This is a genomic window from Streptomyces sp. NPDC051561 (assembly GCF_044454195.1).
In the GTDB taxonomy this organism is placed as follows: Bacteria; Actinomycetota; Actinomycetes; order Streptomycetales; family Streptomycetaceae; genus Streptomyces.
In genome coordinates this window covers 102,015-125,584 of record NZ_JBITDM010000024.1, presented here as the reverse complement: position 1 = coordinate 125,584, position 23,570 = coordinate 102,015, and the positions used below count along the sequence as shown (strand labels likewise).

The following is a 23,570-nucleotide window of genomic DNA, read 5'->3' as shown; positions in this document are numbered from 1 at the left end:
GCCCGCCGCTACCTTCCCGTGGACAGCATGGACAAGGTCTATCCCCAGGACAAAGAACCGATCGACCCGGCTACACCACTACAAGGGACATGACCCAGTCCTGCACGTTCAGCACCGTAGCGACAGAGGGAACGTCACCTCGATCGTGATGCTGCTCCTGGAAAACCGCTGTTCAAGCCCGTTCCCATCTGTGTCGTGCCCCGCCGAGGGCTCGAATCTGCAGCCAATCACCGCACTCGAGTTACCTCATTTACAGACGTCGGCGCACACCCCTGTGTGCACAACGCGTGCACGCCCACGCAGGAACTTCCGGGAAACCGCGGGTCGAAGCGGGAAGACCCGACCCGCCAACAGTGGCCCTACCCAAAGGGAAATCCCGTCAGGGCAACAGCACCAGACGAGTCGGGTTGTACGACGAGTACAGCCCGTTTGGGCTCCCTGACTAAGGCCTGGCGCTTCTTCTCAGCTCAGCCGGAGGTAACCGGCAGGACGTCCGGGGACAGCACCCCGGCATTCGCCGACGCACTCGTCATCCGCCTCCGGTGATGGCGCCGGCACAACACCTCGTACCCCACAGCCTCTACCGGATGGTCCACGTCCCCCACCACGACCTGCTCCCCCTCGACGACCATCTCGCCACCCACCGTGCGCGCGTTGTGGGTCGCCCGGGCCCCGCACCAGCACATCGCCTCAACCTGCAAAGTCTCCAACCGGTCCGCCAGCTCCACCAAACGCTGCGAACCAGGGAAGAGCCGGGTACGGAAGTCCGTCATGATCCCGAAAGCGAAGACGTCCAGGTCCAGGTCGTCCACGATCCGCGCCAACTGGTCGATCTGGTCCGGCGAGAGGAACTGCGCCTCGTCCACGATCACGTAATCGACCCGCCCGCCCCGCGAGACCTGGTCCACCACGTACCCGTACAGATCCCGCTCCGGACCCGCTTCCACGGCCTCGGTCACCAGACCCAGACGGGACGACAACTTCCCCTCGCCCGCCCGGTCGTCACGCGTGAAGATCACACCTTGGAGACCGCGCGCTGATCGATTATGACCGATTTGTAGCGCCAAAGTTGACTTTCCGCAGTCCATCGTCCCGGAAAAGAAGGCAAGTTCGGACATCAGGAACGCGGGACCTTTCGAATCGAGCAAAGACGACGGACGACCCCGACACGGCCATCTTCAACCCCGAACAACGCAACCCCCGCCACGCCACGACCGACCGATGGCGAATACCCACGCAAGTCGGTCGACTTCCCGCAGTCCATCGTTCCGGAGAAGAAGACCAGCTCGGACATGAGGAGTTGAGCCTTTCGGAGCGTGAAGGGTGGGGGGGAGGTTCCGGGCAAGCTGAGGGGTTCTGTGCCAGGGGGAGGTGCTTACGAGCGTACTTCGAGCAGCGGAACATGCTGCTCCACCGGCGTCATCGAGCCATGCATGCCGACCATCGAGGACTCGCCCGGCTCGTTGCGGGACGCGGTGATCACCACATCCGCCTGGGCGGCGGCGACCACGTCACCGATCCGGGCGAGGACCCGGTCGTCGATGTGCGGCCCGAACCAGCCGAGCTCGATCGCCTCGTCGCGGCTCGCGACCCAGAACTGCTCGCCGAGCACCTCGCGCCAGACGGCCAGCACGTCGGAGGTGGCGCCGGGGACGGCGTACACATGACGCGCCCGGCCCTCGCCGCCGAGCAGGGCGACGCCCGCGCTCAGCTCCCAGTCCTCGTCGAAGTCGATCCGCGACTCCTCGTCGAAGGGGATGTCGATCATGCCGTGATCCGCGGTGATGTAGAGGGCACTGCGCGGAGGGAGCTGTTCCGCGAGGCGCTGGGCGAGCCGGTCGACGTACATCAGCTGGCCGCGCCAGGCGTCGGAGTCCACGCCGTAGCGGTGCCCGTTGCCGTCGACCTCGCTGTAGTACGTGTAGACCAGCGAGCGGTCCCCCGCCCCGAGGTGCTGGGCGGCGAGGTCCATCCGGTCCTCGCCGGTGAGGCGGCCCTGGAAGGTGCCGCCGCTCAGCGCGATCTTGGTGAGGGGGGTGTGCTGGAAGTCCGGGGAGGAGACCTGTGCGGTGTGCACACCGGCCGCGTCCGCGAGCTGGAAGACGGTGGGGTACGGCTGCCAGGCGTGCGGGTCGGCCCAGGGGCGCCAACGCAGCTGGTTCATCAGGGCGTTGGTGTCCGGGTTGCGCACCGTGTAACCGGTGAGGCCGTGGGTGCCGGGGGTGAGCCCGGTGCCCACCGAGGCGAGCGAGGTCGCCGTGGTGGAGGGGAAGCCGGCGGTGAGCGGGCGGCCGGTGCCGCCCCGCGACGTACCCAACAGCGAGTGCAGGTAGGGGGCTTCGTCGGGGTGCGCCTTGATCTGTTCCCAGCCCAGGCCGTCGATCAGGAAGACACAGTTCCGGTCGGCGGGGGTCAACTCGCCGATGCCCGCGTGCATGTCGGGTACGTCCATGCCGACGGCCAGGGTCGGCAGCAGATCGGCGAGGGAGCCGGTGCCGTACTCCGGGACCGGGGCGGTGTCGAGCGCGAGCGGAACGGGGTCCTGCCAGGCGGCGGGCAGCGCCATCAGCGGGCGGAGGTGCCGGTCGCGGCGGTCGCCTCGGACAGTGCCTGGGCGAAGACAAGGGTCTGCTTCACGGTGTCCGGGCCGTCCCCGGCCTCGCTGACCCGCAGGCTCAGGTCGTCGGCGGTGGAGTTGCCGGTGTAGCCGTGGTCGGCGTCGCAGCCGGGGTCGCCGCAGGCGGCGGGCTCCAGGTCGAGGCGGGCGACGGCGCCCCACCCGATGGTGAGGACGACCTCGCGGGGCAACGTGCCCGGAACGTACTTCTCCGGATTGGCGACGACCCGGCTGACCACGACGGACGAGATCCGTCCGAGCTTCACCGACTCGGTGGAGGTGGTGGCGTACGGCGTCGGGGAGCTGGTGTCCGCGTTCTGCTCGTCGGTGTGGCTGACGATGAAACGGGTCCCGGTGAGGACCAGGACGGTGACATGACGGCGGACCTCGTTCGAGTCGAACGTGGTCTCCTGATGCACCAGGTAGGACGAGACGGGCTCCGAGCCGACAGCGGCCTCCACCGCTTCGGCCACAAGAGCCGGGTAGTAGCCGCTGCGCTCGATCGCTGCGCGCAGCCCCTGGGTCGTCGTACCGGTCTTAGCCATGCTTTCCATCCTACGGGGCCCGGGAGGGCGGATGTTCCTTGAGTACGGGGTGCCGCACGGGCTCCGGGAGCCCGGGACGCAGGATCCCGGAGCCCGGGTCCCTCACTCTCAGTAGCTCGGGAGGCGGCGTGGGCCGAGGTCGTTGCGTACGGCGGGAGGGGCGAGGCGGACGGTGGCGCCGAGCACGGACAGCCCGTCCGGGGCCACCACCACGGGTTCGAGCGCGACGCCGACCACCTCGGGGTGGTCGTCGACCAGCCGCGACACCCGCAGCAGCAGCTCCTCCAGCGCGCGAGTGTCCACCGGCGCCGACCCGCGCCAGCCGAACAGCAGCGGCGCCGTCCGGATCGACCTGATCAGCTCGGCGGCGTCCCGGTCGGTGGCCGGCACGAGCCGGTGCCCGATGTCCCCGAGCAGTTCGGACGCGGCCCCGGCCAGCCCGAACGACAGCACCGCACCTGCCGCCGGATCGATGCTCGCCCGTACGACCGTGTCGACCCCGCGCGGTGCCATCGCCTGCACCACCAGCGACAGCTCCTCGGGCTTGCCGAGCGCGTCGGTCAGCTCGGTGTAGGCCCGCCGCAGATCCTCCTCGTCCGCGAGATCCAGTCGTACGCCGCCCAGGTCGGGCCGGTGGCGCAGATGCGGGGCCGTGGTCTTGAGCGCCACCGGATATCCGAGCCGCGCGGCCGCCGCCACCGCCTGATCGGGCCCCGGCGCGGGCAACGCGTCCCGCACCGCGATCCCGTACCGCCCGAGCAGCTCGCGCACCACGTCCGCCTTGAGCGCCAGCCCCCGCGGGTCACCGTCCGCCCCGAGCAGCGCCTCGATCTGCGCGGCAGCCCCGGCCTCGTCGATGTCGTCGTACTCGGGCACCTTCCCGATCTCGGCAGCCTCCCGCCGCCAGGTCGCGTACCGAACGGCTTCGGCGAGCGCCCGCACGGCTCGCTCGGCGGCGGGGTACGCGGGAATCCGCCTGGCCGCCGACCCGCTCCCGCCAGCCTCGCCCTCCGCGCCGCCCCGCCCGCCCGGTGAGCTGCTGGGCGGCCCGGAGGACGAGGGGGGCGAGAGCCCGGGGGACGGCGGGCGCAGGGCGCCCCCCGCCGGAACCGCACCGTCCGCCCCTGCCGGAACGGCACCCTGCACTCCCGCCGGAACCGGACCTTTCGCCACCGCCGGAGCCACACCCTGCGCTCCCGCCGGAGCCGCACCTTCCGCCCCCACCCCACTCCGGTCCCGCTCCCCCGCCGCCCCCTTGGCACCCTTCCCCGGCCCCGTGCTCGCCGCCGCCGCCAGTGCCTCCGCCAACTCCCCCATCTCCACATGCACCACCGCCACCGGCTTCGCCGGGAAGTCCGCCGCCGCGTCCCGCAGCGCCGCCGCCAGCACCTCCCCGTCGCCCGACTCCATCGTCCCGTTGTCCCCCACCCACGGAATCGCGGTGACCACCACCGCGTCGCACCCCGGGTCCGCCAGCGCGGCGCCCAGCGCCTCCCGGAAGTCCCCCGGGCCCGCCCCCGTGGTCAGGTCGAGCGGCGGCAGCGGACGCAGCCCTTCCGCCAGACACGCGTCGTAGGTCAGCAGCCCCAGCGACTCGGAGTTCCCGAGGATCGCGGTACGCGGCCCGCGCGGCAGCGGCTGGCCGGTCAGCATCAGTCCGGCGTCGACCAGCTCGGTGACCGTGTCCACCCGGATGACCCCCGCCTGCCGGAACAGCGCCGAGACCGTGGCATCCGGAATACGCGCCACCGGTACCGCGTGCCCCTGCGGCGTGCTCCCGCTGTGCCGCGCCCCCTTGACCACCACGATCGGCTTCACCGCGGCGGTGCGGCGGGCGAGCCGGGTGAACTTCCGCGGGTTGCCGATGGACTCCAGATAGAGGAGCACCGCATCCGTGTCCGGGTCCTCGTAGCAGTACTGGAGGAAGTCGTTCCCTGAGACGTCCGCCCGGTTTCCGGCCGAGATGAACGCCGAGACCCCGGCCCCCCGCCGGTTCAGACCGGACAGCAGCGCGATCCCGATCGCCCCGGACTGGGCGAAGAGCCCGATCCGGCCGCGGGTCGGCAGCTGCGGCGCCAGGGAGGCGTTGAGGCGTACGGCGTCGGAGGTGTTGATGATGCCGAAGGCGTTCGGCCCGATGATCCGCATTCCATGCGAGCGGGCCGCGCGCACCAACTCCCGCTGCCGGTCCCGCCCTTCGGCCCCGCTCTCGGCGTACCCGGCGGCCAGCACCACCAGCCCCTGGACCCCGCTCTCCCCGCAGTCGGTGACCACCTCCGGCACCTTCTCGGCCGGAACCACGACGACCGCCAGATCCACCGGCTCACCGATCTCCGCCACCGAGCGGTACGCCGGTACGCCGTCCAGTTCGGTCACCTCCGGCGGGAGGGCGGCGTTCACGGCGTACGTACGGCCGGTGAAGCCGACGGCCAGCAGGTTGCGCAGGACCGTGCGCCCCACTCCCCCGGGCGTCCGGCCCGCGCCGACGATCACCACGGAGCGCGGCGTCAACAGCCGCTGCACGGACCGGGATTCGGCGCGGTGCTCCCGGGCTCGCTGCACGGCCAGGGAGCGATCGGTGGGCTCCAGGTCGAATTCGAGGCGGACCACACCGTCCTCGAAGGAGCGTTTCTGCTGGTAACCGGCGTCCGTGAACACCTTGATCATCTTGGAGTTGGCGGGCAGCACCTCGGCGACGAACCGCCGGATGCCGCGCTCGCGGGCGACCGCCCCGATGTGTTCCAGAAGTGCGGAGGCCACGCCCCGGCCCTGGTGCGCGTCCTGGACCAGGAAGGCGACCTCCGCCTGGTCGGCGCCGGGTCCGGAGGCGGGCAGTCCGTCGGCGTTGATCCGGTCGAAGCGGACGGTCGCGATGAACTCGCCGCCGACGGTGACCGCGAGGCCGACCCGGTCCACGAAGTCGTGGTGGGTGAAGCGGTGCACGTCCTTGGCGGAGAGCCGGGGGTAGGGCGCGAAGAAGCGGTAGTACTTCGACTCGTCGGAGACCTGCTCGTAGAAGCTGACCAGCCGTTCGGCGTCCTCGGTGGTGATCGGCCGGATGCGCGCGGTGCCGCCGTCGCGCAGCACCACATCGGCCTCCCAGTGGTCCGGGTAGACGTGGTCCTGGTCCCCGTGGGCCTGTACCCCTGGGGTCGGGCCCACCTGATCCGCATCGTCCGCAGCCTTGGCCATGCAGGCAGCCTACGACTCGCGGGCGCTCGGAGTGCGGGGCAGTCTGGTGCTGTTCCCGGTCCGTCCGGGGACTTCCGGCGGGTGTGCCCCGGGGACCTCCGGCAGGTCGTCCCGCAGGACCTTCGCCGGGCAGAGCATTCAGCACCACATGAGAGACTGGTCTAGACAACCAAGCAGGAATCACGAAGGGCAACACCATGGTTGAGCGCCGCGTCACCGTCGGCTGGGCCGAGGGCCTGCACGCCCGCCCCGCCTCCATCTTCGTCCGCGCCGTCACGGCCACCGGCGTCCCCGTCACCATCGCCAAGGCGGGCGGCAACCCGGTCAACGCCGCTTCGATGCTGGCGCTGCTGGGCCTGGGTGCGCAGGGCGGCGAGGAGATCGTGCTGGCTTCCGAGGCCGAGGGTGCGGACGCCGCCCTGGACCGTCTGGCGAAGCTGGTCTCCGAGGGCCTGGACGAGCTCCCCGAGACCGTCTGATTCCCGCGGCCCGAAAGGCCGCCGCCCGGACGGGCGAATCTTCGCGGAAGCCGCGCCCCCGACTGCGGGGTCGCGGCTTCCGGCATTTCCGGGGAGGGAATTCGCGGGCTGCGGGACTGCTCGAATGCAGGGGTACGTGAATTCCCGCGCCCCCCGGCACGGAATTCACCCAGGCATGGAATACCCACGGCACGGAATGCACGCCGCAAGGGATACGCACCGGCGGGCCCCGAATTCCCCCGGCTGTGCACAAGCTCACCCGCCCCGGGTGCCCGCCCGAAACGCTTCCCTCTTTGTATACGGCCCGGGTGTTACTTCCCGCCGCCCGCCAGGTTGACGGCATGTTGCGGAATCCTCATCCGGTACGCCGCCACCGCGCGCTCCACGTGCAGCGCGGTCAGCGCCCTGGCCCGTTCGGCGTCGCGCCTGGCCACCGCGTCCACGATGGCGCCGTGCTCGGCCCAGCGTTCGGCGGGGCGGGCCGGCCGTTCGGCGACGTACATCCAGGCGATCTTGTGCTTGAGCTGGGTCAGCAGGGTGATCAGGCCGGGGCTGGCGGAGGCCTGGGCGAGCGTCTCGTGGAACCAGCCGCCGAGGGCGGTCAGGTCCTCGCCCTCGGCCCGCCTGGTGCGCTCCTGGCCGAGCCTGACCAGGCCACGGAGCACCTTGAGGTGCGCCTCGGTACGCCGCATGGCCGCACGTGCGGCACCCAGTGGCTCCAGCAGGGTTCGGACCTCCAGGAGGTCGGCGGCCTCCTGCGGGGTCGGCTCGGCGACGCAGGCGCCCGCGTGGCGGCGGGTGGTGACGAACCCCTCCGACTGCAAGGTGCGCAGCGCCTCGCGGACCGGGACGCGCGAGACGCCGTAACGGCGGGCCAGCACTTCCTCCGTAAGCCGGCTGCCGCGCGGAAAGATCCCCGACACGATGTCGTCGCGGATCGCCGTACACACCGAATGCGCCGGAATACGCATACCCGGACCTCCGTCCACCCCACGTCGCTTTCCGGGAACTGTATTGCAGCGGACGGGAATTGTGTTCGACCGGGCGTAATTCATGGCTGAATTTTGGCTGTTGGGGCCACTGGACGGAAGAAAGGGCCGCGGCACACAGAAGGCCCCGGCTCTCGGGGAGCCGGGGCCTTCTGCAACAGCGGGTGGAGCAGCAGGCGCGATCAGACGCTGACGCCGTGGCCGCGGAGGTACGCGACCGGGTCGATGTCCGAGCCGTACTCGGCGGTGGTGCGGGCCTCGAAGTGCAGGTGCGGGCCCGTGGAGTTGCCGGTGGAGCCGGAGAGGCCTATCTGGTCGCCCGGGGTGACCGTCTGGCCGACGGAGACACCGATCGAGGAGAGGTGGCCGTACTGGGTGTACGAGCCGTCGTTCATCCGGATCACGATGTTGTTGCCGTAGGCGCCGCCCCAGCCGGCCTCGACGACCGTGCCGGAACCGACGGATACGACGGAGCTGCCGGAGGAGGCGTGGAAGTCGACACCGGAGTGGCTGCCGGAGGACCACATGGCGCCACCGGACTTGTAGCTGGTGGAGACATAGGAGCCGGCGACCGGCAGCTTGAAGGTGTTCAGGCGCTTGCGCTCGGCCTCGCGGGCGGCGCGCTCACGCTCCTCGCGCTCCTTCTTGGCCTTCGCCACGGCCTTGCGCTTGACCTCGGCCTTGCGGGCCTCTTCGGCCTTCCGCTCGGCTTCGGCCTTCTGGTAGGCCTTCTTCTGCGCGGCTGCCTGCGCCTCGACCTTCTCGGTGAGGGTCTGCGTCACGGAGTCCTCCATGACGACGGCGCGGATGGTGCCGGTGTCCTCGGCGGCCAGGTCCTGCTCGGCGGCGATGGCCTGGGGGGCCAGCGTTCCGATGACACCGGTCGTGGTGAGGGCGGCGACTCCGGCGATCTTCGCGCTGCGGCGCGAGAGTACGGAGGGTCGACGGTGCTTCCCGGCGGCACGGGTGAACGCCATGAAGTGGCTGTTTCCTTTCCTTCCTTCTCGCCTACCGGGTTAGCTGACGGGTTCGGAGCAGGAAGGTCTCCTACGGACTCCACCCACCCGTGAAGGGCGATGGCGTCCGATTCACCCCAGGGACGTAAGTGGGTCCCCGGCTCCCCAGGCTCGCGCCTGACGGGGACTCGGCGATGACTGTCCGGTTGCCGCTGGTGCGGCGCACTCTGACGAACAGACGGACCGACGCTAAGCGGGCTCTCTTTCAATCACCAAACAGAGAGCGGCTTTTGTAATACAGCCCACACGGCAGACAGGCACCCTCGCCAACAAAACGGACATAAGGGAGGACCCCGACGACTCGACGGTCGTCGGGGTCCGACTTGTTCTGCTTTGCGGCGGTTCTCCGTTTGACCTTTGATCGGTCAGCCGGTGACGACCTCGACCTCGCCGATGTTCAGCGCCCGGACCGGCTCCGCGATCTGCGAGGCGTCGCCGACCAGCACGGTGACCAGCTTGTCCACCGGGAAGGCGTTCACGGCGGCCGCGGTGGCTTCCACGGTGCCGGTCTGCGCGAGGCGGGCGTACAGCTGGGCCTGGAAGTCGTCCGGCAGCTCCTGCTCGACCTGGTCGGCCAGGGTCGACGCGACGGCGGAGGCCGTCTCGTACTTGAGCGGGGCCACGCCCACCAGGTTCTGCACGGCGACATCGCGCTCGGCGTCGGTGAGGCCCTCGGCAGCGAGCGTCCGCAGGACCTTCCAGAGGTCTTCCAGGGCGGGCCCGGTCGACTCGGTGTCCACGGAGCCGCTGATGGCCAGCATGGCCGCGCCGGTGCCGTCGGCGGCGGAGCGCAGCACCTGGGCGAAGGCGCGGACCCCGTAGGTGTAGCCCTTCTCCTCGCGCAGGACGCGGTCCAGGCGGGAGGTGAGGGTGCCGCCCAGGCAGTACGCGCCGAGCACCTGGGCCGGCCAGACGCGGTCGTGCCGGTCGGCGCCGATGCGGCCGATCAGCAGCTGGGTCTGGACGGCGCCCGGACGGTCGACGATGACCACCCGTCCGGTGTCGTCGGCCGTGATGGGCGTCATCGGGCGCGGCTCGGCGGTGTTGCCGGTCCACTCCCCCAGGGTGTCGGCCAGTACGGCGTCGAGGTCGATGCCGTCCAGGTCGCCGACGACGACCGCGGTGGCGGTGGCCGGGCGGACGTGCGCCTCGTAGAAGGCGCGCACCGCCGCGGAGTCGATGTTCTTGACCGTCTGCTCGGTGCCCTGGCGGGGGCGGGACATCCGCAGGGTGACCGGGAACAGCTCCTTGGAGAGCTGCTTGGCGGCCCGGCGGCCCGGGTTCGCGGCCTCGTGCGGGATCTCGTCCAGCCGGTTGCGTACCAGACGCTCGATCTCGCCGTCCGCGAACGCGGGGGCGCGCAGGGCGTCGGCGAGCAGGCCGAGCGCCTTGGGCAGCCTGCGGACCGGCACTTCGAGGGAGACCCGGACGCCGGGGTGGTCGGCGAACGCGTCGAGGGTGGCGCCGCAGCGCTCAAGCTCGGCGGCGAACTCCTCGGCGGAGTGCTTGTCGGTGCCCTCGGTGAAGGCGCGCGACATGATGGTGGCGACGCCGTCGAGGTCCTTGGGCTCGGCCTCCAGCGGGGCGGCGAGGAAGACCTCGACGGCCACCAGCTGCTGGCCGGGGCGGTGGCAGCGCAGCAGGGTCAGCCCGTTGGGCAGCGCGCCGCGCTCGGGGGCGGGGAAGGCCCACGGAGTCGCGGGGCCCTCCTGGGGCTGCGGGTGGAACTGCATTTCGCTGGTCACGGCTGCTGCGGTCTCCGTCACTTGTCCGCCCCTTCCTGCTGGTTGCCACGCTCGGTGTCGCTGCCGGCGTCGGCGTCGCTGTCCGCGTCCGACTCGGCGGCCGCGAGCGGTTCGTACACCAGGACCGCCCGGTTGTCGGGGCGCAGACGCGCCTTGGCGACCGCCTGCACCTCCTCGGCCGTGATGTCCAGGACGCGACCGACCGCACTCAGGGCGAGCTGCGGGTCGCCGAACAGCACGGCGTACCGGCAGAGTTCGTCGGCGCGGCCGGCCACCGTGCCGAGCCGGTCCAGCCACTCGCGCTCCAGCTGGGCCTGGGCGCGCTCCATCTCCTCGGCCGTCGGGCCCTCCTCGGCGAACCGGGCGAGCTCCTCGTCGACGGCCGCCTCGATCTGCGGCACCTCCACGCCGCCGGACGTCTTGACGTCCAGCCAGCCGAGCGAGGGCGCCCCGGCCAGGCGCAGCATGCCGAAGCCGGCGGCCACGGCCGTCTGGTCGCGGCGGACCAGCCGGTTGTGCAGCCGGGAGGACTCGCCGCCGCCGAGCACGGTCAGCGCCAGGTCGGCGGCGTCCGACTCGCGGGTGCCGTCGCTGGGCAGCCGGTAGGCGGCCATCAGCGCACGCGCCGGGACCTCCTCCTCGACGACCTCGCGCAGTTCGCCGCCGATGACGTCGGGCAGCGAGCCGTCGCGCGGCGGCTGCTTGCCGTCGTGCGAGGGGATCGAGCCGAAGTACTTCTCGACCCAGGCGAGGGTGGCCTCGGGGTCGATGTCGCCGACCACGGAGAGCACCGCGTTGTTGGGCGCGTAGTACGTGCGGAAGAAGGCGCGGGCGTCTTCCAGGGTGGCCGCGTCCAGGTCGGCCATGGAGCCGATCGGGGTGTGGTGGTAGGGGTGGCCCTCGGGGTACATCAGGGCGGTGAGCTTCTCGAACGCGGTGCCGTAGGGCACGTTGTCGTACCGCTGGCGGCGCTCGTTCTTGACGACGTCGCGCTGGTTCTCCATGGACTCGTCGTCGAGCGCGGTGAGCAGCGAGCCCATCCGGTCGGCTTCCAGCCACAGCGCCAGCTCCAGCTGGTGCGCGGGCATGGTCTCGAAGTAGTTGGTGCGCTCGAAGCTGGTGGTGCCGTTGAGCGAACCGCCGGCCCCCTGCACCAGCTCGAAGTGCCCGTTGCCGTGCACCTGGGCTGAGCCCTGGAACATCAGGTGCTCGAAGAGGTGGGCCAGGCCCGTACGGCCCTTGACCTCGTGGCGCGAGCCGACGTCGTACCAGAGGCAGACCGCGGCGACCGGGGTCAGGTGGTCCTCGGAGAGGATCACCCGCAGACCGTTCGCAAGCCGGTGCTCGGTCGCTGTCAGGCCGCCGGAGCCGGCCTGCGCTGTGGCCGTGTGACCCATGGGCATGTACGTCCCTTCGATCGCGTATGAGACAAGTCCTGCGAGTAAGTCCTGCCACCCTATGCAAGCGCACGGACAGTCCGCGAAGTTCCCGTTCGGCGCACCCTTCTTGGGGACCTTCCCGGGAAGGTCCCGCGAGAGGCCCACGGGCCGGTACGGACGGGTCGAGGTCGGCGTTGTCAGTGGGGCGGTCCACAATGGTCGGCGTCAGACATCCCGGTGAACAGCACCGCGTCACAACACCGCGTACTGTCCCAGCGATCCGTAACCGTCCGTTGAACAGTGAGAAGGAGCCGCAGCCGCGATGGCCCGCCGCAGCACGAAGACCCCGCAGCCGGACGAGGCGTTCGAGGAGAAGATCCTCGACGTCGACGTCGTCGACGAGATGCAGGGCTCCTTCCTTGAGTACGCCTACTCGGTGATCTACTCGCGCGCCCTGCCGGACGCGCGGGACGGCCTGAAGCCGGTGCACCGGCGCATCGTCTACCAGATGAGCGAGATGGGCCTGCGTCCCGACCGCGGGTTCGTGAAGTGCGCCCGGGTGGTCGGCGAGGTGATGGGCAAGCTGCACCCGCACGGTGACGCGTCCATCTACGACGCGCTGGTCCGGATGGCGCAGCCGTTCTCGATGCGGGTTCCGCTGGTCGACGGCCACGGCAACTTCGGTTCGCTGGGCAACGACGACCCGCCGGCCGCGATGCGCTACACCGAGTGCCGGGCGGCCGACGCCGCGTCGCTGATGACCGAGTCGATCGACGAGAACACGGTCGACTTCAGCCCCAACTACGACGGCAAGGAGCGCGAGCCCGTAGCCCTCCCGGCGGCGTACCCGAACCTGCTGGTCAACGGCACCACCGGCATCGCGGTCGGCATGGCCACCAATATGCCGCCGCACAACCTGGGCGAGGTCATCGCCGCCGCCCGTCACCTGATCAAGCACCCGGCCGCCGATCTCGACACGCTGATGCGCTTCGTGCCGGGCCCGGACCTGCCGACCGGTGGCCGGATCGTCGGTCTGACCGGCATCAAGGACGCGTACGAGAAGGGCCGCGGCAGCTTCAAGATCCGCGCCACGGTCGCGGTGGAGAACGTCACGGCCCGCCGCAAGGGCCTGGTCGTCACCGAACTGCCCTTCACGGTCGGCCCCGAGAAGGTCATCGCCAAGATCAAGGACCTGGTCGGCTCCAAGAAGATCCAGGGCATCGCCGACGTCAAGGACCTCACCGACCGCTCGCACGGCCTGCGCCTGGTCATCGAGATCAAGAACGGCTTCGTCCCCGAGGCGGTCCTCGAACAGCTCTACAAGCTGACGCCGATGGAGGAGTCCTTCGGCATCAACAACGTGGCCCTGGTCGACGGCCAGCCCCTCACCCTGGGCCTCAAGGAGCTGCTTGAGGTCTACCTCGACCACCGCTTCGAGGTCGTCCGCCGCCGCAGTGAGTTCCGCCGCACCAAGCGCCGCGACCGACTGCACCTGGTCGAGGGCCTGCTCGTCGCGCTGATCGACATCGACGAGGTCATCCGCCTCATCCGTGACAGTGAGAACTCGGCCCAGGCCAAGCAGCGCCTGATCGAGCGCTTCGGCCTCTCCGAGATCCAGACCCAGTACATCCTGGACACCCCGCTGCGCCGTCTGACCAAGTTCGACCGCATCGAGCTGGAGTCCGAGCGCGACCGGCTCAACGGCGAGATCGACGAACTGACCGGAATCCTCGACTCCGACTCGGAGCTGCGCAAGCTGGTCTCCTCCGAACTGGCCGCCGTGGCGAAGAAGTTCGGCACCGAGCGCCGCACGGTCCTGCTGGAGTCGGGCGCGTCCGCGGTGGCGACCGTGCCGCTCGAAGTACCGGACGACCCCTGCCGCGTGCTGCTCTCCTCCACCGGCCTGCTCGCCCGCACCCCCAACGGTGAGCCGCTGGCTCTGGACGACGCCCGCCGCACCAAGCACGATGTGATCGTCTCGGCCGTCCCCGCGACGGCCCGCGGCGACATCGGCGCGGTGACCTCGGCGGGACGCCTGCTGCGCCTGGCCGTCATCGACCTCCCCCAGCTCCCGGACACCGCCTCCGCGCCCAACCTGTCGGGCGGCGCGCCGGTCTCCGAGTTCCTCTCCTTGGAGGGCGACGAGACCCTCATCTGCCTCACCACCCTCGACGAGTCCTCCCCCGGCCTCGCGATCGGCACCGAGCAGGGCGTCGTCAAGCGGGTCGTGCCCGACTACCCGTCCAACAAGGACGAGTTGGAGGTCATCTCCCTCAAGGACGGCGACCGCATCGTCGGCGCACGGGAGCTGCGTACCGGTGAGGAGGACCTCGTCTTCATCACCGACGACGCCCAACTGCTGCGCTACCAGGCCTCGCAGGTACGTCCGCAGGGCCGCCCGGCCGGCGGCATGGCCGGCATCAAGCTGGCTGCGGGCGCCAAGGTGATCTCCTTCGCCGCGGTCGACCCGGCCGCCGACGCGGTGGTGTTCACGGTGGCGGGCTCCAAGGGCACACTGATGGGCGACGCGGAGTCCTCCGCCAAGCTCACCCCGTTCGACCAGTACCCCCGCAAGGGCCGGGCCACCGGCGGCGTCCGCTGTCAGCGCTTCCTGCGCGGCGAGGACGCCCTGATGCTCGCCTGGGCGGGCGCGGCCCCGGCCAGGGCCGCCCAGCAGAACGGCACCCCGGCCGACCTTCCGGACATCGACCCGCGCCGCGACGGCTCGGGCACCCCCTTGGCCAAGCCGGTGGCCGCACTGGCAGGGGCGGTGTAGCCCCTCATCCCCCGGGACGGGTGGCGCGCCGGCCGCCGAGCTACCGCGCCACCCGTCCCGGCCACCGCCGCGGCGCGCCCGGCCACCGTTGCCGCCGGATCGGTCTGTCGCCGTAACGGCCCTACCGCTGTACGACCTACCGGCCTATCGGCCTATCGCCCTGGGCCGTCCACTTCCGGATCGCCAGCAACCGGATCGTCCCCCTCCGGGTCCTCCGGCTGCTGTACGTACCGCAGCACACCCCACATGGCGCGCTCCCGCCTGCCCGGGTCCTGGTCCTCCCCCTCCCCCTCGTCCTCGCCCCGGGCGACCCCCGCGTCCGTCCTGCACGCCGTCAACCCGGAGTGCAGGGCCGCCCCGTCCGTCCCCGAGCCGATCAGCACCAGCTGGGTGAGCCGTTCCTCCCCGCTCCCCCACGGCTCCGGGTAGAACCGCAGAAACCGGCCCACCGCGTGCACCGCGTACCGGTTCCGCGGGTCCGCCGCGCCGAAGTCGACGTACCCCTTGATCCGGTAGAGCCCCTCGGGCCGCCCGTCGAGGAACTGCATCAGCCGCCCCGGGTCCATCGCCACCCCGGAGACGAAGTCCACGCTCTCGTACGCCGCGTGCAGATGCCCACCGTGACCGCAGCCGGCCACGCACGCGTTCCCACACCCGTCGTCGCTCCGAGCGTCCTCGTCCCGGACGTCGATCTCCGCCCGCAGGTCCTCGAAGCTCAACTGCCAGCCGTCCGCCCGGTGTTCCTCGTCCGTCCGGCGCTCGAAGAGTACGTCCGGGTCGATCCGGCCGTACTGCACCGGAAGTACCGCTCCGCCACCCAGCAGACGCAGTTCGTCCCGCAGCGAAGCGAGTTCCCCAGCCTCCACCCGGTCGGCCTTGTTGAGCACCACGAGGTCCGCGAGCGTCAGATGACGCACGATCTCCGGGTGCCGCTCCCGGGTGAACCCGAACTCGGCCGCGTCCACGACCTCGACCAGCCCCCCGTAGACCACACGCGGATTCTCACTGGCGAGGAGCATCTTCACCAGCTCCTGCGGCTCCGCCAGCCCGCTCGCCTCGATGACGATCACGTCCATCCCGGCTCCGGGCTGCGCGAGCTTGTCCAGGTAGACATCCAGCTCGCTCGCGTCCACGGCACAGCAGAGGCAGCCATTGCCCAGGGAAACCGTCGCATCACCGAGCTGCCCCGCCACCGCCATCGCATCGATCTCGATCGCCCCGAAATCATTGACGATCGCCCCGATGCGGGTTCCCCGGCTCCGCCGCAGGAGGTGATTGAGCAGGGTCGTCTTACCCGCTCCCAGGAACCCAGCGAGGACGACGACCGGAATTTGTTGCCTGGACATGTTCCCGATCGTAGGCGAGGACACACGGACCGCTCGCGCCCGGCCGGGCCGGTCCCGGGGAGTCGGAGCGGCCGCGCCCGAGGTGAACGATTGTTAGCAGCACGTAACGGGAACATATTCAACAGGCCACGCGGGGCGACGCCCTGTCGATGCTCCCGTGCGCCCTGTCTCCGCCTTCCGCCGGTCAGAGCAGCTCGGCATCCTGGAGGGCGGCACGCAGTCAACGACCGCCCGCCGGACCGCGCCGCACGTCCGTCCCTCCGGTAACCGGTGCACGGTCACCTGTGATCTCGGGGGGTAGGAATGAGCACACAGGAGCAAGGGGCTCAGCGGGGGGTCACGACGGGACTCGCCTTCGGGGCCGCGGTCGTCGCGCTGATGGTGCAACGCCGGCAGTTGCACCGTCGTACCGAGATGGCCGCCAAACACCGTCTGCAGTTCGACGTGCTGTGCAAGGCCATGGACGACCCGGTGCTGGCCCAGGTGCTGGACACGTACGAGGACTCCGTCCGGCCGGAGGAGCACCGGCAGTTCCTGTTCGCCAACGCGCTCTACGGGAACCTGCTGCACGCCTACAGACTCGGCACCACGAATCTCGACGAAACGCTGGGTCACCTGCGCGGCATCTGCCAGAACCACATCTTCCGCGACTACTGGGACGCGACCCGGCACCACCGTGAGAGCCTGCCCGCGGGTTCGCAGGAGCGACTGCTCGCCGCGCAGGTCGACGAGATCGTCGCCCGGGCGAGCGAGGCGCAGGACCGGTGGTGGATCGCCTGAGGTGCACAACGAGGCGCGTGGGACGGCACGCGCCCTGACGCACTTCCGCACGCCGTCCCGTGAGCGACGGCAATGGGGCAAAGTGTCCGCGGCAGGATTTTGTGAAGCGGATCACAATGGGTCACCATGGGTGGACGTTTTTTGCCAATTTCGTCCAGCTATGAGGCACCTGTGAAGATCCTTCGTCGTATTGGCGCATCCCCCCGCGAGCGAGGCAGCATGTCCGGGCAGACCTGCCCGGACATCTTCGAGCTCGATGACGGCAACTTCGCCGTCATCGGGACCGACGCAACGGAGGCCCTCGACAAGGGGCTCCCCGCGGACGCCGGACGCGCCGATTACGAACGGATCGTGGTCGTCACACGGGAGACGCTCATCCGCGCCAAGGCCGAGATCCCGGACGCCTAGTACGCGCAGTGCTCCGAGTCGGGGGGTGTCCGGCAGCATCAGGCCGGCGGACACCCCCCGTCGTTGCTCCCACACCGTCCTCTACCGTGTCCCTCCATGCGCATCAACTGGCCCCAGCGCGTCTTCTCCCAGGTCCTGCTGATGCAACTGGCCGTTGCCACCGGCGTCACCGTGCTCACCACCGGGCTGTTCCTGGCCCCCCTCGGCGCGCAACTGGACGAGGAGGCGATGCGGCGCGCCCTCGCCATCGCCCAGACCACCGCCTCACCCGAGATCGCCGAGTCGCTGGCCGCCTCGCCGCCCACACCGCACGGGCCCGTGCAGCGTTCGGCGGAACGGGTCAGGGAGGCCACCGGCGCCGAGTACGTGGTGATCATGGACGGACGTGGAATCCGCTGGTCACACACCGCGACCGACCGGATCGGCCGCATCGTGTCCACCGACCCCAGCGGTGCGCTCGCCGGGCACGAGGTGATGGAGATCGACAGCGGCACGCTCGGCCGTTCCGCCCGGGGCAAGGTCCCGCTGCGTGACGGCCGCGGCACCGTCGTGGGAGCGGTGTCGGTGGGGCTGGCCTACGACGGGGTGCGGGACCGGCTGTTCGCCGCCATTCCGGAACTCCTCGTGTACGCCGGCGGAGCGCTCGCGGCCGGTGCGCTCGCGGCGTATCTGATCTCCCGGAGGCTCCAGCGGCAGACCCACGACCTGGCCTTCTCCGACATCGAGGCGCTGCTCACCGAGCGCGAGGCGATGCTGCACGGCATCCGCGAGGGCGTGGTGGCACTGGACGGGACCGACCGGGTAAGGCTGATCAACGACGAGGCGCAGCGCCTGCTCGGGGTCGGGCCGGAGGCCGTCGGCAGGCCCCTGGACGAGGTCCTCGGTGCGGGTCGCACCGCCGATGTGCTGACCGGGCGGGTGGCGGGTGAGGACCTGCTGACGGTACGGGGCCCCCGCGTCCTGATCGCCAACCGTATGTCCACCGACGACGGCGGCGCCGTGGCCACCCTGCGCGACCGCACCGAGCTGGAGGAGCTGGGTCGCGAACTCGATTCCACCCGGGGCCTGATCGACGCCCTGCGCGCGCAGGACCACGAGCACGCCAACCGGATGCACACCCTCCTGGGGCTGCTGGAGCTGGAGATGTACGAGGAGGCGGCCGCGTTCGTCACCGAGGTCGCCGGGGTGCACCGGGCCACCGCCGAGCAGTTCACCGAGCGCATCCACGATCCGCTGCTCGCGGCGCTGCTGGTGGGAAAGGCGACAGTGGCGGCCGAGCGAGCCGTGGTGCTGCGGATGGCAGAGGGGACCCTGCTGCCCGGCCGGCTGGTGGATTCACGCCCTCTGGTGACGGTGATGGGCAATCTGGTGGACAACGCGCTGGACGCCGCCGCCGGTTCGCCCGGTGCGTTCGTGGAGGTCTCGCTGTACGCCCGGGGCCGTGAGGTCGTCCTGCGGGTGACGGACAGCGGGCCCGGAGTGCCTGCCGGCCAGCGCGAGTCGATCTTCACGGAGGGGTGGTCGACGAAGAAGCTGCCCGCGCACGGCAAGCGCGGTCTGGGGCTCGCTCTGGTACGCCGGCTGGCCGGCCGGGAGGGCGGCACGGTGCGGGTGGCCGAAGCGGCGGGCGGGGGCGCCGAGTTCACGGTCGTACTGCCGGAAGCCCTGGCTGGTGAGGCCTCGGCGGTACGACCGTGAACGGCGCGCGGGACCCGGTGGGCCCGTGGGCCGCCACCGTGCTCAGGCGGCTCCTGCCCCGGTGAGGGAACGGACCTCGGTCTCCGCGTGCTTGGCCTCGTCCGGCGGCTCGGACGAGGTGACGGTGCCCAGCCAGCCCGCGAGGAAGCCCAGCGGGATCGAGAGCAGGCCGGGGTTCTGAAGCGGGAAGAACTGGAAGTCGGCGCCGGGGAACAGCGACTCGGGGCTGCCCGAGACGACCGGGGAGACGATCACCAGAAGGACGGCCGGGACCAGTCCCCCGTACACCGACCAGACCGCGCCCCGGGTGGTGAAGCCGCGCCAGAAGAGGGAGTAGAGCAGCACGGGGAGGTTGGCCGAGGCGGCGACCGCGAAGGCGAGACCGACCAGGAAGGCCACGTTCAGGTCGCGGGCGAGCAGGCCCAGCGCGATGGCCACCACCCCGATGCCGCCCGCGGCGACCCGGGCGACCGCGACCTCGCTGTACTGCTTGGCGCGCTTGCTGCGGCTGCGCAGCGAGGCGTAGAGGTCGTGGGCGACGGAGGCCGAGGAGGCCAGGGTGATACCGGCGACGACGGCGAGGATGGTCGCGAAGGCGATGGCGGCGACCACCGCGAAGAGAACCGTTCCGCCTGCGGAACCGTCACCGCCGCCCAGGTCCAGGGAAAGAAGCGGCACCGCCGTGTTCCCCGCCGCGTTCGACGCCCGGACCCGGTCGGAGCCGAGGATGGCCGCGGCACCGAAGCCCAGCACGATGGTCATCAGATAGAAGCTGCCGATCAGGCCGATCGCCCAGACGACGGACCGGCGGGCGGCGCGGGCGGTGGGCACGGTGTAGAAGCGGGAGAGGATGTGCGGCAGCCCGGCCGTGCCGAGGACCAGGGCGAGGCCCAGACTGATGAAGTCGAGCCGGGCGGTCCAGTTCCCGCCGTACTTGAGGCCGGGTGCGAGGAAGTCCTTGCCGTGCCCGCTGCGGTCGGCGGCGGTGGTCAGCAACTGGTTGAAGTCGCCCTGGAATCGCACCAGTACGAGCACGCTCAGGGTGAGCGCACCGGCCATCAGCAGCACGGCCTTGACGATCTGGATCCAGGTGGTGGCCCGCATCCCGCCGAGCGTCACATAGATCACCATCAGTGCGCCGACACCGATGACCGTCCAGGTCTGTGCTGCCCCGCTGCTGCCGCCGAGCAGCAGCCCGACCAGCGAGCCGGCGCCGACCATCTGGGCGACGAGGTAGAGAACCGACACGGTGACGGAGGAGGTCCCCGCCGCGATCCGAACCGGCCGTTCGCGCATCCGGGCGGCGATGACGTCGGCGAGGGTGAACCGCCCGCAGTTGCGGACCAGTTCGGCGACCAGGAACAGCACCAGGAGCCAGGCCACCAGGAAGCCGACGGAGTACAGCATGCCGTCGTAGCCGAAGAGGGCGATCAATCCGGAGATGCCGAGGAAGGAGGCGGCGGACATGTAGTCGCCGGCGATGGCGAAACCGTTCTCCATGGGGGAGAACAGGCGGCCGCCGACATAGAACTCCTCCGCCGAGCCGTGCCGGTTGCGGCTCACCCAGGTGGTGATCGCCAGGGTGGTCGCGACGAACGCGCTGAAGAGCAGCAGGGCAAGGGTCTGGTGACCGTGGTTCACCGGCCGAACCCCCTGGTCAACTCCTGTGTGTCCCAGCGCAGTTCGAGTGCGGCCCGGTCCCGGCGCAGCCGTGCGTGCCGGGCGTACGCCCAGGTCAGCAGGAAGGTGGAGAGGAACTGGCCGAGCCCGGCGACCATGGCCACGTTGACCGCACCGGCCACCGGGCGGGCCATCAGCCCCGGTGCGGTGGTCGCGGCGACGACGTAGGCGAGGTACCAGGCGAGGAAGCCGAGGGTCGCGGGGAGGACGAACCGCCGGTAGCGGCTGCGCACCTGCCGGAATGCCGCACTGCGCTGCACTTCCAGGTAGATGTCGGCCGCGCTGTGCTCACGCTCCGGGGCGGTGCGCGCGGGCGGCACCGGGTGCGCCGGGGCGCCGCCCGTGCCGTCCAGCTCGCCCCACCCGGAGGCGAGCGCGTCGTACCACGGGTCGTCGAACCGCATCGCTGCGGCATCGCGCCCTTCGTGCTTGTCCACCGAACAACTCTCCTTGTCCGCGGCCGGATTGGTCCGCGCGCCCCAGGATGGGCAGACCGGAAAGATCCTCGGCTCGGCAATCCCCTCTCTTCACCCCATTAGGTGACACCGCCATCCAAGGCATGCCCGCCCGGCACAGTCCCCGGCCCTGCCTGTCGCCCCCGCTCCCCTTCTCGCCCGACTTCTCGCCCGACGGCTCCTAGCCCGTGCCCCGCACCCCCGGTGCTCCGGACCTGGGCGGCCGGGCCAGGCCCTCGCGGTAGGCGTACCGCACCGCCTGTGCCCGGTCCCGGATTCCGGTCTTGCCGAAGAGGTTGTTGATGTGCGTCTTCACGGTGGCGGGGCCGATGTGCAGCCTCTGCGCGATCTCCGCGTTGGCCATCCCTTCGGCGATCAGCACCAGCACCTCGGCCTCGCGCGGGGTAAGACCGTCGGGCAGCTCTCCCGGCCCCTCCGGTTCCGGCTCGGGGGCGGTGACCTGCTCAAGGAGTCGGCGCTGCACGCCGGGCGACAGCCCCGCCTGCCCCGACATCACGTCCTTCACCGCCCGCAGGATCTCCGCACCGCCCGCGTCCTTGGTGAGGTACCCGCGGGCCCCCGCCCGCAGCGCCGAGAACAGCCACTCGTCGTCGGCGTAGGTGGTGAGCACCACGACCTGCGTCGCAGGATGCCCGGCCCGGATCCTCCGGGTCGCCTCCACCCCGTCGCAACGGGGCATCCGCAGGTCCATCAGCACCACGTCCGGTGCGTGCGTGCCCACCAGCTCCACCGCCGCCTCCCCGTCCCCCGCCGCCCCGACCACCTCGATCCCGGGCAGCAGCCCCAGCAGCAGCACAATCCCCTCACGCACCATCGCCTGGTCATCGACGACCAACACCCGGATCACGCCGCCCCCTTGCTCCCTCCGCGTCCCGTCACCGCTCATACCGGCATCCGCAGTCGCACCACGAACCCCTTCCCCTCCGGTCCTGCTTCCAGCGTGCCCCCGAGTAGTTCAGCCCGCTCCCGCATCCCGAGCAGACCGTACCCACAGCCGGTCGCGGCCAACTCCCGCCGCGCGTCCGCCCTCCCGGACCCGGACCCGGCATCCCCTCGGCCCGTTCCCCGCGCAGCTGCCCCCGGCTTCCGGCATGTCGACCCCCGGTCCGCCGGCTCCTGGTCCGCCGGCTCCCGGTCCGCCGGCTCACGGTCCGTCGGCTCCCGGTCCGTCGGCTCCCGGTCCGTCGGCTCCCGGTCCACCCCGGGCGCGCTGCCCGGCGCGCCCGGCCGGCCCGAGTCCCGTATCTCCAGGGCCACCTCGTCCGGCAGATACTCCAGCACGATCCGTGGAGCGGCACCGGGTGCGTGCTTGCGGACGTTGGTGAGGGCCTCCTGGGCCACCCTGCGCAGGGCCTGCGAGGCGTCCCCGGTCAGCTTCCGGGGCGTACCGGAGATCTGGACGTCGCCCCGGTCGAGGGCCGCCAGTTCCCGCAGGTAGTCCCCGACGGGCGCCATGTCACCGCGCAGCGCGGAGAGCGCCTGGCGCGTTTCTGCGAGCCCCTCGCGGGCCATCGTGCGGGCGGCAACCACCCGTTCCAGTACCGCGTCGCGGAACGGCCCCTGGGGCTCCCGTTCGACCAGCAGGCGGGCCGCCTCCAGATGAACCATCTGGGCCGAGAGGCTGTGGGCGAGGACGTCGTGCATCTCTCGGGCGATCCTGGCCCGTTCGGCCAGGGCGGCGGACTCGGCCTCGGCCACCCGGGCGGCCCGCTCCTGCGCCAGGAGCAGGAACCCGGAGCCCCTGGCCTGGGCGTCGAGCCGCAGCATGTACCCGATACTCACGACTCCGAAGCCCACGACGGCCATCTCCCGGACGCTCACCTCGCTCATCAGCGCGTGCACCCCCATCACCGCCCCGCTCGCCGGGAGACCGACCACCAGCGGAAGCCGCTGCATGGCCTGCACCGCGCACACGATCAGCAGGATGGCGCCGGCGGTGGCTGCCTTCACCTCGTAGGACCCCACGGCCAGCAGGGTCACCGCACCGAGCACTCCGAGCGCGGGCAGCAGACGGTGCCGCAGAGTGAACCGGTCGTACAGCTGGGCGGCCCCGATCGCGGAGGCCAGCGCGAGCGGCGGCACCACTACGGCCGCCGCGGTGAACGCCCCAGAGTCGTAGGCCTCCCAGAGGATCCAGAAGCCGAGCCCCATCCACATGACGAAGTCGATGCCCATCCGCACCCGGGGGACCCCGATCCGCGACAGCGCCTCCCGGGGAGGCCAGGCGGTGAATCCGCCGCTCGACTGCTCCGTCTGCGATTCCATGCCGCCGACACTACGGATCCGGCAACCGCAGCGGATCGGAGCACGGGTGGAGCTTTTCGCTCCACCCAGGGGTTGAGACACCGCCTCCGAGATAGCGGCTCCGAGATCCCGGCTCCAAGACACCGACTCCGAGGCACAAGCTCTGCGCCCGCTCGCACGCCGCGGGGCCGGGCACACGG

General features: G+C 71.0%; 18 protein-coding genes and 1 riboswitch. Of the genes, 5 read left to right on the top strand and 13 right to left on the bottom strand.

Annotation, left to right across the window (positions count from 1 at the left end; all coding sequences use genetic code 11):
- Positions 1-467: 467 nt before the first annotated feature.
- The 4 genes from ACIA73_RS35125 to ACIA73_RS35110 all read right to left on the bottom strand — a co-directional run bounded on the left by ACIA73_RS35125 (position 468) and on the right by ACIA73_RS35110 (position 6,324).
- Positions 468-1,118 (bottom strand): thymidine kinase, encoded by a 651-nt coding sequence (locus ACIA73_RS35125; protein ID WP_399442999.1) that lies wholly within the window; start codon positions 1,116-1,118, stop codon positions 468-470.
- 257 nt (positions 1,119-1,375) lie between these two features.
- Entirely contained in the window at positions 1,376-2,566 is a 1,191-nt protein-coding gene (locus ACIA73_RS35120; protein ID WP_399442998.1) for an alkaline phosphatase family protein, read from the bottom strand.
- Complete coding sequence (locus tag ACIA73_RS35115; protein ID WP_399442997.1) at positions 2,566-3,162, bottom strand: DUF5998 family protein; 597 nt, start codon at positions 3,160-3,162, stop codon at positions 2,566-2,568. The genes ACIA73_RS35120 and ACIA73_RS35115 overlap by 1 nt, the downstream gene beginning before the upstream one ends.
- Before the next feature lie 108 nt (positions 3,163-3,270).
- Positions 3,271-6,324 (bottom strand): GNAT family N-acetyltransferase, encoded by a 3,054-nt coding sequence (locus ACIA73_RS35110; protein ID WP_399443005.1) that lies wholly within the window; start codon positions 6,322-6,324, stop codon positions 3,271-3,273.
- Between the two features lie 227 nt (positions 6,325-6,551).
- Between ACIA73_RS35110 and ACIA73_RS35105 the strand changes: the two genes are divergently transcribed.
- Positions 6,552-6,833 (top strand): HPr family phosphocarrier protein, encoded by a 282-nt coding sequence (locus tag ACIA73_RS35105; protein ID WP_399442996.1) that lies wholly within the window; start codon positions 6,552-6,554, stop codon positions 6,831-6,833.
- 311 nt (positions 6,834-7,144) lie between these two features.
- On the opposite strand, the gene ACIA73_RS35100 is transcribed toward ACIA73_RS35105, so the two are convergent.
- The 4 genes from ACIA73_RS35100 to ACIA73_RS35085 form a co-directional block, all read right to left on the bottom strand.
- Positions 7,145-7,804 (bottom strand): GntR family transcriptional regulator, encoded by a 660-nt coding sequence (locus ACIA73_RS35100; RefSeq protein ID WP_399442995.1) that lies wholly within the window; start codon positions 7,802-7,804, stop codon positions 7,145-7,147.
- A 200-nt stretch (positions 7,805-8,004) separates the two neighbouring features.
- A complete protein-coding gene (locus tag ACIA73_RS35095; protein ID WP_399442994.1) occupies positions 8,005-8,799 on the bottom strand; it encodes a M23 family metallopeptidase in 795 nt (264 codons plus the stop codon).
- Between the two features lie 13 nt (positions 8,800-8,812).
- Positions 8,813-8,982, bottom strand: a riboswitch (cyclic di-AMP (ydaO/yuaA leader).
- A 221-nt stretch (positions 8,983-9,203) separates the two neighbouring features.
- Complete coding sequence (locus ACIA73_RS35090) at positions 9,204-10,571, bottom strand: M16 family metallopeptidase (protein ID WP_399443004.1); 1,368 nt, start codon at positions 10,569-10,571, stop codon at positions 9,204-9,206.
- Positions 10,572-10,600: 29 nt separating this feature from the next.
- Entirely contained in the window at positions 10,601-11,986 is a 1,386-nt protein-coding gene (locus ACIA73_RS35085; RefSeq protein ID WP_399442993.1) for a M16 family metallopeptidase, read from the bottom strand.
- Between the two features lie 298 nt (positions 11,987-12,284).
- On the opposite strand from ACIA73_RS35085, the gene ACIA73_RS35080 reads away from it, so the two are divergent.
- Positions 12,285-14,738, top strand: coding sequence for a DNA topoisomerase (ATP-hydrolyzing) subunit A (locus ACIA73_RS35080; RefSeq protein WP_399442992.1), 2,454 nt, complete (start codon positions 12,285-12,287; stop codon positions 14,736-14,738).
- Between the two features lie 152 nt (positions 14,739-14,890).
- On the opposite strand, the gene ACIA73_RS35075 is transcribed toward ACIA73_RS35080, so the two are convergent.
- Complete coding sequence (locus ACIA73_RS35075) at positions 14,891-16,084, bottom strand: CobW family GTP-binding protein (RefSeq protein WP_399442991.1); 1,194 nt, start codon at positions 16,082-16,084, stop codon at positions 14,891-14,893.
- Between the two features lie 303 nt (positions 16,085-16,387).
- Here ACIA73_RS35075 and ACIA73_RS35070 point away from each other — a divergent pair, with 303 nt between their 5' ends.
- The 3 genes from ACIA73_RS35070 (at position 16,388) to ACIA73_RS35060 (ending at position 18,970) form a co-directional block, all read left to right on the top strand.
- A complete protein-coding gene (locus tag ACIA73_RS35070) occupies positions 16,388-16,864 on the top strand; it encodes a DUF6082 family protein (protein ID WP_399442990.1) in 477 nt (158 codons plus the stop codon).
- A gap of 171 nt (positions 16,865-17,035) precedes the next feature.
- Positions 17,036-17,272 (top strand): hypothetical protein, encoded by a 237-nt coding sequence (locus ACIA73_RS35065; RefSeq protein WP_399442989.1) that lies wholly within the window; start codon positions 17,036-17,038, stop codon positions 17,270-17,272.
- 96 nt (positions 17,273-17,368) lie between these two features.
- Positions 17,369-18,970 (top strand): ATP-binding protein, encoded by a 1,602-nt coding sequence (locus tag ACIA73_RS35060; RefSeq protein ID WP_399442988.1) that lies wholly within the window; start codon positions 17,369-17,371, stop codon positions 18,968-18,970.
- A gap of 42 nt (positions 18,971-19,012) precedes the next feature.
- On the opposite strand, the gene ACIA73_RS35055 is transcribed toward ACIA73_RS35060, so the two are convergent.
- The 4 genes from ACIA73_RS35055 to ACIA73_RS35040 form a co-directional block, all read right to left on the bottom strand.
- Complete coding sequence (locus ACIA73_RS35055) at positions 19,013-20,611, bottom strand: cation acetate symporter (RefSeq protein ID WP_399442987.1); 1,599 nt, start codon at positions 20,609-20,611, stop codon at positions 19,013-19,015.
- A complete protein-coding gene (locus ACIA73_RS35050) occupies positions 20,608-21,054 on the bottom strand; it encodes a DUF485 domain-containing protein (RefSeq protein ID WP_399443003.1) in 447 nt (148 codons plus the stop codon). The genes ACIA73_RS35055 and ACIA73_RS35050 overlap by 4 nt, the downstream gene beginning before the upstream one ends.
- A 232-nt stretch (positions 21,055-21,286) precedes the next feature.
- The gene (locus ACIA73_RS35045; protein ID WP_399442986.1) at positions 21,287-22,012 is read right to left on the bottom strand and encodes a response regulator; all 726 of its coding nucleotides are present in this window, start codon (positions 22,010-22,012) and stop codon (positions 21,287-21,289) included.
- On the bottom strand, positions 22,009-23,391 hold the full coding sequence (locus ACIA73_RS35040) for a sensor histidine kinase (RefSeq protein WP_399442985.1): 1,383 nt from the start codon (positions 23,389-23,391) through the stop codon (positions 22,009-22,011). Before ACIA73_RS35040 ends, ACIA73_RS35045 begins: the two co-directional genes overlap by 4 nt.
- Between the last annotated feature and the right edge of the window lie 179 nt (positions 23,392-23,570).